The sequence below is a fragment of the Paramagnetospirillum kuznetsovii genome, from assembly GCF_003284725.1.
Taxonomy (GTDB): domain Bacteria; phylum Pseudomonadota; class Alphaproteobacteria; order Rhodospirillales; family Magnetospirillaceae; genus Phaeospirillum; species Phaeospirillum kuznetsovii.
In genome coordinates this window covers 228,839-242,804 of sequence record NZ_PGTO01000004.1, presented here as the reverse complement: position 1 = coordinate 242,804, position 13,966 = coordinate 228,839, and the positions used below count along the sequence as shown (strand labels likewise).

The 13,966-nt window shown below is 63.6% G+C and carries 18 protein-coding genes and 1 pseudogene; 10 read left to right on the top strand and 9 right to left on the bottom strand.

Going from position 1 to position 13,966, the window contains the following annotated elements:
• Positions 1-39 precede the first annotated feature (39 nt).
• The 3 genes from uvrA (at position 40) to CU669_RS07840 (ending at position 4,345) form a co-directional block, all read left to right on the top strand.
• A complete protein-coding gene (gene uvrA / locus CU669_RS07850; protein WP_112143399.1) occupies positions 40-2,883 on the top strand; it encodes an excinuclease ABC subunit UvrA in 2,844 nt (947 codons plus the stop codon).
• A 210-nt stretch (positions 2,884-3,093) separates the two neighbouring features.
• The gene (locus tag CU669_RS07845) at positions 3,094-3,945 is read left to right on the top strand and encodes an OmpA family protein (protein WP_112143397.1); all 852 of its coding nucleotides are present in this window, start codon (positions 3,094-3,096) and stop codon (positions 3,943-3,945) included.
• Positions 3,946-3,949: 4 nt separating this feature from the next.
• Positions 3,950-4,345, top strand: coding sequence for a hypothetical protein (locus CU669_RS07840; RefSeq protein WP_112143395.1), 396 nt, complete (start codon positions 3,950-3,952; stop codon positions 4,343-4,345).
• Between the two features lies 1 nt (position 4,346).
• Here CU669_RS07840 and CU669_RS22000 read toward each other — a convergent pair whose 3' ends face one another.
• The gene (locus CU669_RS22000) at positions 4,347-4,469 is read right to left on the bottom strand and encodes a hypothetical protein (protein ID WP_275667808.1); all 123 of its coding nucleotides are present in this window, start codon (positions 4,467-4,469) and stop codon (positions 4,347-4,349) included.
• A 192-nt stretch (positions 4,470-4,661) separates the two neighbouring features.
• Between CU669_RS22000 and CU669_RS07835 the strand changes: the two genes are divergently transcribed.
• Both CU669_RS07835 and CU669_RS07830 read left to right on the top strand, forming a co-directional pair.
• A complete protein-coding gene (locus CU669_RS07835) occupies positions 4,662-5,192 on the top strand; it encodes an RrF2 family transcriptional regulator (protein ID WP_112143393.1) in 531 nt (176 codons plus the stop codon).
• A 47-nt stretch (positions 5,193-5,239) separates the two neighbouring features.
• On the top strand, positions 5,240-5,695 hold the full coding sequence (locus tag CU669_RS07830; RefSeq protein ID WP_112143391.1) for a carboxymuconolactone decarboxylase family protein: 456 nt from the start codon (positions 5,240-5,242) through the stop codon (positions 5,693-5,695).
• Here CU669_RS07830 and CU669_RS07825 read toward each other — a convergent pair.
• Positions 5,692-6,237 (bottom strand): pseudouridine synthase, encoded by a 546-nt coding sequence (locus CU669_RS07825; protein ID WP_112143389.1) that lies wholly within the window; start codon positions 6,235-6,237, stop codon positions 5,692-5,694. The genes CU669_RS07830 and CU669_RS07825 overlap by 4 nt on opposite strands.
• A gap of 32 nt (positions 6,238-6,269) precedes the next feature.
• Between CU669_RS07825 and CU669_RS07820 the strand changes: the two genes are divergently transcribed.
• Positions 6,270-7,052, top strand: coding sequence for a TrmH family RNA methyltransferase (locus CU669_RS07820; RefSeq protein ID WP_112143387.1), 783 nt, complete (start codon positions 6,270-6,272; stop codon positions 7,050-7,052).
• A gap of 32 nt (positions 7,053-7,084) precedes the next feature.
• Positions 7,085-7,408 (top strand): annotated as a pseudogene (locus CU669_RS07815) (peptidylprolyl isomerase); the annotation flags it as partial.
• On the opposite strand, the gene CU669_RS07810 reads toward CU669_RS07815, so the two are convergent.
• Complete coding sequence (locus CU669_RS07810; RefSeq protein WP_112143383.1) at positions 7,405-7,602, bottom strand: hypothetical protein; 198 nt, start codon at positions 7,600-7,602, stop codon at positions 7,405-7,407. The pseudogene CU669_RS07815 and the gene CU669_RS07810 sit on opposite strands and share 4 nt — an antisense overlap.
• A gap of 282 nt (positions 7,603-7,884) precedes the next feature.
• Here CU669_RS07810 and CU669_RS07805 point away from each other — a divergent pair, with 282 nt between their 5' ends.
• Positions 7,885-8,139 (top strand): cereblon family protein, encoded by a 255-nt coding sequence (locus CU669_RS07805; RefSeq protein WP_239988599.1) that lies wholly within the window; start codon positions 7,885-7,887, stop codon positions 8,137-8,139.
• 6 nt (positions 8,140-8,145) lie between these two features.
• Here the strand turns inward: CU669_RS07805 and CU669_RS07800 are convergent, their stop codons facing one another.
• Complete coding sequence (locus tag CU669_RS07800; protein ID WP_112143379.1) at positions 8,146-8,478, bottom strand: (2Fe-2S) ferredoxin domain-containing protein; 333 nt, start codon at positions 8,476-8,478, stop codon at positions 8,146-8,148.
• 67 nt (positions 8,479-8,545) lie between these two features.
• Entirely contained in the window at positions 8,546-8,947 is a 402-nt protein-coding gene (locus CU669_RS07795) for a DUF4170 domain-containing protein (RefSeq protein WP_112143377.1), read from the bottom strand.
• Between the two features lie 203 nt (positions 8,948-9,150).
• Here CU669_RS07795 and CU669_RS07790 point away from each other — a divergent pair, with 203 nt between their 5' ends.
• Positions 9,151-9,417 (top strand): hypothetical protein, encoded by a 267-nt coding sequence (locus tag CU669_RS07790; RefSeq protein ID WP_112143375.1) that lies wholly within the window; start codon positions 9,151-9,153, stop codon positions 9,415-9,417.
• 44 nt (positions 9,418-9,461) lie between these two features.
• Positions 9,462-10,808, top strand: a complete 1,347-nt coding sequence (trmFO, locus tag CU669_RS07785) for a methylenetetrahydrofolate--tRNA-(uracil(54)-C(5))-methyltransferase (FADH(2)-oxidizing) TrmFO (protein ID WP_112143373.1) — start codon at positions 9,462-9,464, stop codon at positions 10,806-10,808.
• Here the strand turns inward: trmFO and gloA are convergent.
• From gloA to lpxA, 4 genes are read right to left on the bottom strand one after another with little or no spacing between them, the layout of a single operon-like run.
• Positions 10,792-11,184: a lactoylglutathione lyase gene (gene gloA / locus CU669_RS07780; RefSeq protein WP_112143371.1), complete on the bottom strand. Its 393-nt coding sequence runs from the start codon at positions 11,182-11,184 to the stop codon at positions 10,792-10,794. The genes trmFO and gloA overlap by 17 nt on opposite strands.
• Positions 11,181-12,353, bottom strand: coding sequence for a lipid-A-disaccharide synthase (lpxB, locus tag CU669_RS07775; protein ID WP_112143369.1), 1,173 nt, complete (start codon positions 12,351-12,353; stop codon positions 11,181-11,183). Before lpxB ends, gloA begins: the two co-directional genes overlap by 4 nt.
• Positions 12,350-13,171 (bottom strand): LpxI family protein, encoded by an 822-nt coding sequence (locus tag CU669_RS07770; protein ID WP_112143367.1) that lies wholly within the window; start codon positions 13,169-13,171, stop codon positions 12,350-12,352. The genes lpxB and CU669_RS07770 overlap by 4 nt, the downstream gene beginning before the upstream one ends.
• Positions 13,161-13,964, bottom strand: a complete 804-nt coding sequence (gene lpxA / locus CU669_RS07765; protein WP_112143365.1) for an acyl-ACP--UDP-N-acetylglucosamine O-acyltransferase — start codon at positions 13,962-13,964, stop codon at positions 13,161-13,163. The genes CU669_RS07770 and lpxA overlap by 11 nt, the downstream gene beginning before the upstream one ends.
• Positions 13,965-13,966 lie beyond the last annotated feature (2 nt).

Below are 13,966 nucleotides of genomic sequence, written 5' to 3'. Positions count from 1 at the left end.
CATCCGCCGCCTGAACGCGGTGATGAGGAACCTTCCCCCATGAGCGGCTTTATCCGGGTGCGTGGCGCCCGCGAGCACAACCTGAAGAACATCGACATCGACATTCCCCGCGACAAGCTGGTGGTCATCACCGGTTTGTCTGGATCGGGCAAATCGTCGCTGGCCTTCGACACCATCTATGCCGAGGGGCAGCGCCGCTATGTGGAATCCCTGTCGGCCTATGCAAGGCAATTCCTCGAACTGATGCAAAAGCCCGATGTGGAGAGCATCGAGGGCCTGAGCCCCGCCATCTCCATCGAGCAGAAGACCACGTCGAAGAACCCCCGCTCCACCGTGGGCACCGTCACCGAGATCTACGACTATATGCGCCTGCTGTGGGCGCGGGTCGGCGTTCCCCATTCCCCCGCCACCGGCCTGCCCATCGAAAGCCAGACGGTCAGCCAGATGGTGGACCGGGTCGAGTGCATGGCGGAGGGAACAAGGCTCTACCTGCTGGCCCCCTTCGTGCGCGGCCGCAAGGGCGAGTACCGCAAGGATCTGGTGGAATTGCAAAAGAAGGGCTTCCAGCGGGTCAAGGTGGACGGCACCCTCTACGAGATCGACGAGGTTCCCACCCTCGACAAGAAGAAGAAGCACGATATCGAGGTGGTGGTGGACCGGCTGGTGGTGAAGCCCGGCCTGGGGAATCGTCTGGCCGATTCCATCGAGACGGCGCTGTCCCTCGCCGACGGTCTGTGCATCGCCGAGAATGCCGATAACGGCGAGCGCACGGTGTTCTCCGCCAAATTCGCCTGCCCGGTATCCGGCTTCACCATCGAGGAGATCGAACCGCGCCTGTTCTCGTTCAACAACCCGTTCGGCGCCTGCCCGTCTTGCGACGGACTGGGCATAAAGCTTTATTTCGATCCCGAACTGGTCGTGCCGAACCCAGAGATTTCCTTGCGCGAAGGCGCCATCGCGCCCTGGGCGGGCTCCACCTCGCAGTATTACATCCAGACCCTGCAAGGCCTCGCCGAGCACTATAAATTCAACCTGGACAAGACCTGGAGCGCCCTGCCCCAGCATGTGCGCGACGTGATCCTGCATGGTTCGGGCAATGAGGAAATCCGCATCGCCTATGAGGACGGCTTTCGCGGCTATCACACCGAGAAGAGCTTCGAAGGCGTCATCCCCAACATGGCGCGCCGCTTCCGCGAAACCGATTCCTCCTATGTGCGCGAAGAACTGTCCCGCTTCCAGGGCGCCGCCCCCTGCGAGGCCTGCGGCGGCGCCCGGCTCAAGCCCGAGGCCCTGGCGGTCAAGATCCGCGGCCTGCACATCACCGAGGCGGCCGATGTCTCCATCTTGAAGGCGCGCGACTGGTTCGCCGATCTGAACCGGCATCTGCGGCCCAAGGATCAGGAAATCGCAAGGCGCATCCTGCGCGAGATCAACGACCGCCTGGGCTTCCTGGTGGATGTCGGCCTCGACTACCTGACGCTCTCGCGTGGTTCCGGGTCTCTATCGGGCGGCGAAAGCCAGCGCATCCGGCTGGCCAGCCAGATCGGCTCGGGCCTGACCGGCGTGCTCTACGTGCTGGACGAGCCCTCCATCGGCCTGCACCAGCGCGACAACGACCGCCTGCTGGCGACGCTGAAGCGGCTGCGCGACATCGGCAATACCGTCATCGTGGTGGAACACGACGAGGACGCCATCCGTACCGCCGATTACCTGATCGACATGGGGCCGGGCGCCGGTATTCACGGCGGCGCCGTGGTCTCGCAGGGAACCCCCGACCAGGTCATGGCCGATCCCGCCAGTTCCACCGGCCGCTATCTGGTGGGCCTGGACCAGATCCCGGTGCCCGCCAAGCGGCGCAAGGGCAGCGGCACCAAGCTGACCCTGGCGGGCGCCAGCGGCAACAATCTCAAGGACGTCACCGTCAAGATCCCGCTGGGGACGCTGACCTGCGTGACCGGCGTGTCGGGCGGCGGCAAGTCCACCCTGGTGATCGAAACCCTCTACAAGGCCCTGGCGCGGCGTTTGATGGGCGCCCGCGAGCAGCCCAGCCCGTTCGACCGCATGGACGGCGTCGAGCATCTGGACAAGATCATCGACATTGATCAAAGCCCCATCGGCCGCACGCCGCGCTCCAATCCCGCCACCTATACCGGCGCCTTCACCCCTATCCGTGACTGGTTCACCGAGCTTCCCGAGTCCAAGGTGCGCGGCTACAAGCCCGGCCGATTCTCCTTCAACGTCAAAGGCGGCCGCTGCGAGGCCTGCCAGGGCGACGGCGTCATCAAGATCGAAATGCACTTCCTGCCCGACGTCTATGTCCAGTGCGATGTCTGCAAGGGCAAGCGCTACAACCGCGAAACCCTGGAAATAACCTTTCGCGGCAAGAACATAGCCGATGTTCTCGACATGACCGTCGAGGAGGCGGCCGACTTCTTCAAGGCGGTTCCCGCCATCCGCGACAAGATGATCACCCTGCAACGGGTGGGGCTGGACTACATCCATCTCGGCCAGCAGGCCACCACCTTGTCGGGCGGCGAGGCCCAGCGGGTCAAGCTGGCCAAGGAACTGTCGCGCCGCGCCACCGGCCGCACCCTGTATATCCTCGACGAACCCACCACCGGCCTGCATTTCGAGGATGTGCGCAAACTCCTGGAAGTGATTCAGGCGCTGGTGGAGTCCGGCAACACCGTCCTGGTGATCGAACACAATCTGGAAGTCATCAAGACCGCCGACTGGATCATCGATCTCGGCCCCGAGGGTGGCGACGGCGGCGGCCGCATTGTTGCGGCGGGAACGCCGGAAGACGTGGCCCGGGTGAAAGACAGTTATACCGGCCATTACCTTTCTTCCATGTTGGCGAAGAAACCTAGGAAGAGCGGGTAGCGCATTGTTTTTAAGCGATTTTATCACGAAGCGAATCCGATGCATTTAAGACGGTGATTTAAGTCTAGTCTGACTCCTTCCTGCCACTTACTTTCCATGCGCCAAACGGCGTGAAGTATTTTTCTGGACAATTGTGTTTCGTCTTGCAAGATTGGAATGGTGCCTGAGCCTTGACCGGATCGGGTCGCCCATTGCTTGACGAGACCTGCCATGAAGATCGTCCGTGTCCTGACCGCCCTGGTGGCCCTTGCCGCCGTCTCCGCCTGCGCCACCCCGTTCGAGGTGGTCGAGGTGCAAGATGTGTTGGCCGCCCCCAGCCCCACGGTGGGCACGCCGTTCACCAAGGCTCTCGCCGACGAATACAAGGAGGCCACCCGCCACGAAGCCCTCGACGAGTACGAGTGGCGTCACGCGGTGGTCTATGCCCGCAAGTCGGTTCGCGCCGCCTCGGGCGAGGTGGTGCCGCCGGAAGATCCCGCCAAGTGGGACGTGCCGGTGGAAAATCTCCCGGAACTGTCGGCGGCCCGCGCCACCTTGATGGACGATTTCGACAAGGGCGCCCGCGAGCGGGTTCCCGCCCTGGCCGCCAAGGCCCAGGTGTCGCTGGATTGCTGGATCGAGGAAGAGTGGGAGCGCGAGAACGATCCCGGTTGCAAGAACGTCTTCCTGGATACCGAACCCAAATTGAAGCCGCCCGCTCCGGTGGTCGAGGCCCCGTCTCTGCCCCAGCCGCTGGTGGTCTTTTTCGATTACAACAAGTCCGACATCAATGCCGCCGCCATGCAAACCTTGTATGAGGCCGCCCCGGCTCTGAAGGCGGCCAAGCCGACGGTCATCCATATTCACGGCTTCACCGATACGGTGGGCGGCAAGCCCTACAACAAGGGCCTGTCGGAAAAACGCGCCAAGGCGGTGGCCGATCAGCTCAGGAAATTGGGCGTGGACGGCGTGACCGTCGATATGGTCGGTTTCGGCAAGGAAAAGCTGGCGGTTCCCACCAAGAACAACGTCAAGGAACAGCGCAACCGCCGCGCCGAAGTCACCTGGGAACCGAAGCGCTAGCGCCGTGACCTGGCGAGCCATCGCCACCACGATCGGTTTTCTGACCCTTGCCTCACCGCTTCACGCCGATGATCGGTCCGGCGCCTGCCTGCGGAGTGCCCTGCGGGTCGGCGACTGCGTCACGGTCCATGCCCGCCTGACCACCTGCACCGGAATTCCCAATGCCCGGCTGTGGGTCATCGGCACCAAGCGCGTGCTTGGCGTCGCCGATGCCGACGCCAAACACGGTGGCGAGAAGATTCTTCCCCATTGGCTGGACGAGACGATGTTCTCGGCAATGCCCTGCTCCAAGGCCGCCTACGGCGATTTCACCGTCTGTCCGCTGTCGCCAGACCGCCCGGGTGTCATGCGGACGGTCTGCGTCGCCGATGTCGCCAATATCGTACTGCGCGATTGGTAGCTCAGATATAGGCGGCGATCTGCGCCCGGCGCTGGCGCAAGGCCTCGATGGCCTCCTTGACGGCCAGGGCCTTCTTCTCTTGCTCCGACGGCTGTGAGGCGGTGGTAACGCTGGTGCTCGACATGATCTGGGCTTTCCCCGTTGTTTGAACCGGGAAACAGCCTAGGGGGCGATCATGGCGGCATTCGGGATGGAATTGGGGCGAAATCATGATTTCTGGACACTGTCGATTTTTGTCATGGGGGCGAATCTCCTTGCCTCTTCACGGCGGGCGCCCTAGGCTCAGTAACTACGATCCAATACATCGGAGTTTCCCGTGTCGTTCGTCAGTGTCGGAGTTGAGTATGGCCTGCACTGCCTGTTGTATCTGACCGGATCGGAACGTCAGACACCGGCCCCAAGCGTCCGCGATCTCGCCCAGCTTCAGGGCGTTCCCTCCGACTATCTCGCCAAGCTTTTCACCAAATTGTCCAAGGCAGGCCTCGTCCAGGCCACCGAGGGAGTGCGTGGAGGCTTCGCCCTGGCCCGCCCGGCCGATGAAATCACCTTCCTGGATGTGGTCGAAGCCATCGACGGAGATAAGCGGCTCTTTGAATGTCGAGAAATTCGCGAACGCTGCGCCGTTTTCAATGCCGGGGCGCCGGACTGGGCCACCAGCGGCGTTTGCTCCATCAACGCCATCATGCTGATGGCGGAAAAGCGCATGAAGGACGAATTGGCCCGCCATTCGTTGGCGGAGCTCGCGGCGCAGGTGGCCGTCAAGGCTCCGGCAGAGTTCCCCCGCCAGATCGCCCAGTGGCTGGAGGGGCGTACATCAAGCCGTCGCGGTGGCAGCGACACGGATTAGAGTGCCTCCGCCCTTACCAACTCGATACCCACTTAGAGGACCAAGCAATGGACCAACGTCTCGACCTGACCATCGTCGCTCCCGAGGGCTATAAGGCCATGCTGGGGGTGCACGCTTACGTGCAAAACAGCGGGATATCGCTGGGCCTGCTGGAATTGGTCAAGATGCGCGTATCGCAGCTTAACGGATGCGCCTTCTGTATCGCCATGCATGTTCCATTGGCGCGAAAGCATGGGGTAACCGAGGACCAATTGCACCTTCTCGCCGCATGGCGCGAGGCGCCGATCTACAGCCCGAAGGAACGCGCGGCCCTGGACTGGGCGGAAGCCTTGACACATCTGTGCAAGGGCGATGTCGCCGACGATGTATATGACGAGATGCGTCGCCATTTCACACAAAAGGAAGTGGCCGATCTTTCATTCGCGGTCGCCGAAATCAACGCCTGGAACCGCCTGATGATTTGTACCCGGACCCCGCCTCAATTGGGCGGTAGCGCGGCTTAGGGTGTTTCGTCTCGCCACTGGCCAGGGTTCAGCCCGTTCAGGGTCCACTCCCCCACCGCCCAGCGAACAAGCCGCAGGGTTGGGAAGCCAACGGCGGCGGTCATGCGCCGGACCTGGCGGTTGCGGCCTTCGGTGATGATCAGCTGAATCCAGGCGGTGGGAATGGCGGCGCGATAACGGATGGGCGGATGGCGCGGCCAAAGATCGGCCGGTTCCTCCATCAAACATGCCTGGGCGGGCGCCGTTGGCCCATCGTTCAGCGTCACGCCGTGCCTCAGGCGGTCCAAGGCCTCCTCGGTGGGGCTACCCTCCACCTGGGCCCAATAGGTCTTGGGCAGCCTGGCGCGGGGATCGCTGATACGCTTGATCAGCGGCCCGGAATCGGTCAACACCAGCAGCCCTTCCGAATCCCGGTCCAGCCGTCCGGCGGCATAGACCCCGGGCACGTCGATGAACTGCTTCAGGGTCGCGCGTCCGCCTTCGCGGTCGGTGAACTGGGTCAGCACGTCATAAGGCTTGTTGAACAGGATCAGCCGAGGCACAACACTCTCCACACTGAAGATTAGGCCCTGTCATGGCACGAGCCCCGGCTCCACACAAGAAGCCCCCGAAGGACGACACCGACCGCATCACCGGCCTGCCGGCGGTCAAGGCGCTGTTCGAGCACGATCCCCGCCGGGCCGAACGCCTGTTCTACGACGACCGCATGAAGCCGCTGGTCGGGGGGTTCTGCACCCTGATGGCCAAGCAGCACAAGCCCTACCGGCTGGTGCCCACCGATGAACTCAGCAAGATCGCGGGCACCCAATTGCACGGCGGCATCGTGGTGGTGGCGAAACCCAAGCCGCTGGCCGTGTTCGATCCGGCCGAGGCGCGGCTATGGGCCAAATCGGGCGCGCCGCTGCTGATCCTCGACGGCGTCGGCAATCCGCACAATCTGGGCGCCATCGCCCGGACCATGGCCTTCTTCGGCATGGAGCGGCTGATCGTCTCGGACAATCCCGCCCAGGCCCTGCCGTCGGAAGCCGCCTTCCGGGTCTCCGAGGGCGGACTGGAATGGATCGAGGTCTTTCACACCCCGAAACTTATTCCGGCTTTGAAACGGCTGAGGGATTCCCACAGAATTGTCGGCACCGCCCTGGGCGCCGGTCGCCCCTTGACCGACTGTCTAGCTCCGTCGGCCAAGCCCATCGCCATGATTCTGGGGAATGAGGAAAGCGGTCTGCCGCCTGCCACCCTGGCCGCCTGCGACGAGATCGCCACCATCATGGGCACTGGCCGCATCCAGTCCTTGAACGTGGCGGCCACCGCCGCCATCCTGATTCATGAATTGGCGAAGGCCCGCCGTTCGGCCTAGAGTGAACCTTCCCTTCCCTCCTTCGGAGCCGTTCCATGTCCGACCAGATCCGCGCCGCCCATATCCTGCTGATGTACAAGGGCTCCATGCGTTCGCAGGCCAGCCGCACCAAGGAGGAAGCGCTGTCCGCCATTTCCGAGATCATGGAGGAAATCAGGGAAGGCGCCGATTTCGGCGCGATGGCCCGCCAATATTCCGACTGCCCCTCGTCCGAGGATGGCGGCGATCTGGGCTTCTTTCCCAAGGGTGCCATGGTGCCGGAATTCGATATGGCCGCCTTCAAGTTGGAGCCGGGTGAAACCAGCGGCGTGGTGGAGACACCGTTCGGCTATCATCTCATCCAGCGGACGGACTAGGCCGCCCTGGTCCTGCCCTGGCGAGCCTTCAGCCGCTCGGCGATGCGCCGCATATAGGGCGAGACCTCGGGAATGATTCGGGCAACTTCCTGGGCAAGGCGAGCCGCCTCTTCCACGTCGAAAGGCAGCCCCTGCGCTTCATCGTCCAGCAGCGCGGTAAGCCGGTCTATGGCGCTGGCGTCGTCCTGATACATGCCGTCCTCGCCTCGAATGCCCTATATTTAATGCGACATTAAATTAGCGGCATATGAATGTAAAAAAGGTAATGGGATAAGCGGCTTATACCTTCGATCAGGTGAACCTAATCAAAACGATGTTGCGACCCAAGCCAGCGCTGACATGCACGAGTGACGACAAACGAAATGCCCCGTGATGCCACCAAGTCAGAAGTCACCACGACGCCTTGGCGCGATGATATTGATTATTACTGTAGCCGGTGCCATTCATTGGTGACCCGTGGCACCTGGGAAATGCGCATGAACGGCGACCACGAGCATGTGGTCTTCAATCCCGCCGGACTGTTATTCCGTATCCTATGCTTCCGCGACGCCACGGGGGCGGCGGCCGACGGCGCGGCGTCGGGGGTGTTCACATGGTTTTCGGGATATTTATGGCGGCTGGCCGCCTGCCGTGCCTGTGGCGCGCACCTGGGCTGGCGTTACGAAGGCGCCGCCGAGCCCAGGATTTTCTTCGGTCTGATCAAGGACATGCTGACCACGTCCAAGATCTGAACGGCATCACTTGCCGGGAGTGACCATCAGCCGCTCGACCGGCTTGTGATTGGCGAAGTGCGATTGAACGATCTCGTCGATATCGGCCACGTTCTCGGGCTTGTACCAGATGCCCTCGGGATAGACGACCATCAAGGGACCAGCCTTGCAAAAGCCGAGGCAGCTGGCGGTCGCGACGCTGACACCCTGCTCCCAGAGGTTCAATTCACTGACCTTCCCGGCCAGACGCTCGAACAGCGGAGCGCCGCCGCCCTTGCTGGTGCAGCAGCCGCGCGGATGCCCGTCGGGACGGCGCTGGCCACAGACGAAGGCATGATACTTGTTGGGGTAGTGCGACACGGATGATCTCCCGTCAAAATTAGAATGCTTACAACGAATACCGCAATCACCGGTACTTTGTAAGGGTTTAAAGACCCTGACGCTTCAGTTCCTCGCCGGTGCACAGATCGAACCGGGCCAGGGCGTTGTCCACCGTCTTGCCGGTCAGTTCCCGCCACTTGTCCAGCGCTTCCTTACGGCTGAACGGGCCGACCACCTGCTTGGTGCGACCGGGCGCGATCTCTTGGAAAGTTGTGTCGGAGTATTCGCCGCCGACCACGTACCAAGTTTCCTCAGCCGCGTCTTCTCCGGCGCGGATGAAATACCGCACCATGGCGTTGTCCACCGACTTGCCGGTGAGGGCACGCCAGCAAATATGGGCTTCCCGTTCATCAAAGGGACCGAAACGCTCCTCCGAATGACCGGGGGCGATGACGGAGAACGAAGTATCGGCGTATTCGCCGCCGACAACGAAATAAAGCTTGGCCATGGGGTAGTCTCTTTCCCATCCGAAAGGAGTGTGGCGGCGTGCTTATACCCCATCGGGAGCCGGGAAGGAATGTCCTTGCGCGCATGGCGACCCGGCAGCTTTTGCCGCCTGGCCATGGGCTGGAACGGCGGAAAGCCGCGAATTCGCAGTTGGCATGGCGCATGCAGAGTTGAGGGCAGCCACTCTCCATCGGAGATTTCGTTATGGAAGCACTTTCCGGCGCGTCGTCGCACATCCTGCTGAACCGCAAGGACAATCCGGCCAGCCATTCGACCCGCAAGGCGGCTTCGGGGCCGTCCAGCGCCTTCGCCACCTATGCCTTCGGTCCCATGGACCTGCCCGACAGCAAGAAAGGCACCGATGTGGAAGGCGTCAAGAAGAAGGCCGCCACCGGCAATACCTCGATCGCATCGGCGACCGGTGGCTCGGTCGGCTGGCTGACCCAGTTGGCGGTTTCGCCAAAATACTAAGCCCATACTGGACAGCCACGGCCGGACCGTCTATGTGACGGGGCATGAGCAAGACCGTCCATGTCATCGGCGGCGGATTGGCCGGATGCGAGGCTGCTTGGCAACTCGCCCGGGCCGGTCTTTCCGTCATTCTCCACGAAATGCGCCCGGTGCGGCCGACACCGGCCCATCAAACCGATGGGCTGGCCGAGCTGGTCTGTTCCAACTCTCTGCGCTCCGACGATGCCGATTACAACGCTGTCGGGCTGCTGCACGAGGAAATGCGCCGTTCCGGTTCCCTGATCCTGGCCCAGGCAGATATTCACAAGGTTCCGGCGGGTGGCGCCCTGGCGGTGGATCGCGACGGCTTTTCCGCCGGTATCCAGGCGGCGTTGCAGGGCCATCCCCTGGTCACCATCGCACGGGAAGAAGTGCCCGGTCTGCCGCCCGCCGACTGGGACAGCGTGATCATCGCCACCGGCCCCCTGACCTCGCCCGCCATGGCCGAGGGGCTGCGCGGGCTGACCGGCGAGGACTCGCTGGCCTTCTTCGATGCCATCGCCCCCATCGTCACCAAGGAGAGCATCGACTTCTCCAAGGCATGGTTCCAGTCGCGCTACGATAAGGGGACCGGCTCCGACTACATCAATTGTCCGCTGACGCGGGAACAGTATTACGCCTTCATCGATGCCCTGATCGAGGGCGACAAGGTGGAGTTCCACGATTGGGAAAAGGACACGCCCTATTTCGAGGGCTGCCTGCCCATCGAGGTCATGGCGTCGCGCGGTAAGGACACCCTGGCCTATGGCCCCATGAAGCCGGTGGGACTGACCAGCCCGCACGGCCCTAAGCCCTTCGCGGTGGTGCAACTGCGCCAGGATAACGCGCTGGGCACTCTGTACAATCTGGTGGGCTTTCAGACCAAGCTGCGCCATGGCGACCAGATGCGAGTCTTCCGCGCCATTCCGGGCCTGGAAAACGCCGAATTCGCCCGCTTGGGCGGCCTGCACCGCAACACCTTCGTCAACGGCCCCCGCGTCCTCGACGGCAGCCTTCGCCTCAAGGCCCAGCCCCGCCTGCGCCTCGCCGGTCAGGTCACCGGCTGCGAGGGCTATGTGGAGAGCGCCGCCATCGGCCTGCTGGCCGGTTTGTTCGCGGCGGCCGAGGCCTTGGGGGGCGAACTGGCCGCCCCGCCCCTGACCACGGCGCTGGGCGCCCTGCTGGCCCATGTGACCGGCGGCGGCGACGCCGAGACCTACCAGCCCATGAACATCAATTTCGGCCTGTTCCCACCGCCGCCCGAGCGCGACGAGAAAGGCCGCAAGATCAAGGGCCGTGATCGCAAGAAGCTGTATGCCGACCGCGCCCGTGAGGCCCTGACGCCCTGGCTGGACCTTATTTCTTCTCGATAAGTTCGATTTTGTAGCCGTCGGGGTCTTCCACGAAGGCTATCACCGTCTTGCCGTGCTTCATGGGGCCGGGCGGGCGAGTGATACTGGCGCCCGATGCCGCCATCTTCTCACAGGCGCCGTAGATATCGGGCACGCCGAGGGCGAGATGGCCGAAGCCGCCACCCAGTTCATAACTGGCGGTATCCCAATTATGGGTCAGCTCGATCACCGTATGCTCCGCCTCGTCGCCATAGCCGACGAAGGCCAGGGTGAAGCGGCCCTCGGGATAATCCTGGCGGCGCAACAGCTTCATGCCCAGCAGCTTGGTGTAGAAGTCGATGGATCGGTCCAGGTTGCCCACCCGGATCATGGTGTGGAGCAAGCGCCAATCGCTCATGATCGTCCTCCGATAAAGTCCAAAACGGTGTCGGCGGCGCGCAAGGACGGGCTTTCGCCGCCGAGACCCAGCTTTTCCAAGGCGCGGCGCGCCCCCGCCACCTGTGACTGGCGGGCGTCTTCGTCTTCGAGCAGATGGGTGACGGCGGCCGCCAGCCGGTCGGGGCGGCATTGGTCCTGCAACAGTTCCGGCATGACCGGCGCGTCCACCAGGATATTGACCAGGGTGACGAATTTCAGGCTGAGCCCGAGGAAGCGGGTGGCGATGAAGGCCGACAGCCGGGAAACCTTATAGGTGATCACGGCGGGAAGCCCGGCCATGGCCAGTTCCAGCGCCACGGTTCCCGAAGCCGCCAGGGCAACGTCGCAGGCGGCGAAAGCGTCATGCTTCTCGGCGCCGCCGCGAATGACCATGGCGGGAAGCGGCCAGGACCGCGACGCGGCCTCGACCTCATCGGCCACGGTCTCCACCGTGGGCACCACCGCCACCAGCCCCGGATGGGCGCGGGCCAGTAGGGCCAAGGTCTCGCCGAACGGCCCCAGCAGCTTGCCGGTCTCGGAATGACGGCTGCCCGGCAGCACGCACAGAACCTTGGCATCGGGCTTGATGCCGTGGCGGGCGCGGAAAGCGGCGCCATCGCCCTTCCCCGCCCCGCCCTCGATCACCGGATGGCCCACATGGACCGACCGCAGGCCCTCCTTCTCGAACCATTCCGGCTCGTTGGGCAGCAGGGTCAGCAGGAGATCCAGCACCCGGGCCAGGGTTTTGGTGCGTCCCGACTTCCAGGCCCAGACCATGGGGGCCACGTAGTGGATGCGGGGGATGGTCGAGCCGCGCTTCTTGAGCCCCCCATGAATACGGCCGGTAAAGCCCCAGGAATCAATGGTCAGGACGGCATCCGGCCGCTTCGTTTCGATATCGGAAAGAGTTAGTTTGATGCGGCGGAGGATATTGGGCAGCCTCGGCAGCACCTCGACCAACCCCATGACCGACAATTCGGTCATGGGAAACAGGCTGTCGAGACCTTCGGCCCGCATGGCCTCGCCGCCGATACCGGCAAAACGAATCTGCCCACCGGTTCGCGCCTTCAAGGCGGCCATCAGCCGTCCGCCCAGCAAATCCCCCGAGGGCTCACCGGCGATGATGTAGATCAGCCGTGGCGCGGTCATGCTACGATCTCGATGCCGATCACGAACAGTCCCAGCCGGTTGGCCTCAACCGCGACCGCCTCGCGGCCCAGCACCAGGGCGCCCCCCGCCTCCACCGCGATTCCGCGCAAGCCCGCCTGTTTGGCGGCGGCCAAGGTGGCGGTTCCCATAGTGGGAAGATCAATGCGGCGGTCCTGGCCGGGCTTGCGAAGCTTGACCAGAACACCGCCGACGCCGTCACGGGCCAGTTCGCCGCAGCGGGCCAACAGCCGGTCGGTACCCTCGATGGCTTCCACCCCGAGGACCAGCCCCTGCTGCACCACCACGGCTTGCCCCACATCCAGGGCGCCCAACCCCTTGGCCACCTCGACGCCACGGGCGATATCGGCCTCGGCCTGGGCATCGGGAGAGAGTTGGCCATAAGCCCCGGCCACCGCCAGGCAATCGGCCAGTACCTCATGGACGCCGACGACGCGGAATCCTTCGTGCTCCAACTCGGCCGCCACCGCCCGCAGCAAGCCGTCGTCGCCCAGCGCCTTGAGCCCCACCCTGGCGAAGAACCGGGCGGTGCGCAGATCGGGGGCCAGTTCCGAAATGGTGGGGCGGCGAACCGGGCCGATCATGACCACGTCGGCGACACCGGCCTGGCGCAGCCGTTCGAAACCGGTTCCCGCCTCGCCCAGGCGAATCCAGTCGGCGGGGCCGTCGCCGATCACCTTGGGATCGGCATGGCCGCGCAAGGCAAGAAAATGGAAGTCACGGCCCTGGGCCCGGCAGGCGTCGGCCACGAGCCCTGGAAGCTCGCCACCGCCCGCCACGATGCCGAGTTTAGGCCCCATCGCCGGTAAATTTCGGGGTGCTGAGCGAGCGCGAGGAATCCGAGCGGATGAATTCGACGATTTCCATGACCGCCGCATTCCCGGTGAACTGCTCTTCCACGTCGGCCAACCGCTCCTGAAGCGTGCCTTCCGGCGCGAACAGCAGGCGATAGGCGTTGCGCAGGGTGTGGATGTCGTCGCGGGAAAAACCTCGGCGCTTCAAACCCACGATATTCAACCCGTTGAGATAAGCACGATTGCCGATCACGGTGCCGAAGGGAATGACGTCGGCCTCGACACCCGACATGCCGCCGATCATGGCGTGGCGGCCGATGCGCACGAATTGGTGCACCGCCGACAACCCGCCCAGGAAGGCGAACTCGCCCACGGTGACGTGGCCCGCCAGGGTGGCGTTGTTGGCCATGATGACATTGTCGCCCAGCACGCAGTCATGGGCCACATGGGCGCTGGCCATGAACAGGCAGTTGTCACCGACCTTGGTGATCATGCCGCCCCCTTCGGTGCCGGGGTTCATGGTGACATGCTCGCGGATCTGGTTGTTGCGGCCAACCTCCAGGGTAGAGGGCTCGCCGTGATATTTCAGGTCTTGCGGCCGATGCCCGATGGAGGCGAAGGGAAAGATGCGGGTGCCCTCGCCGATCTTGGTGCGTCCGGCGACGACCACATGGGACAGCAATTCGACGGACTCGCCCAGTTCCACATCGGGACCGACCACGCAAAATGGCCCGATGACGGCGGAAGCGGCGATGTTCGCCTTGGGATCGATGACGGCAGTGGGATGAATGTCGGTCATGC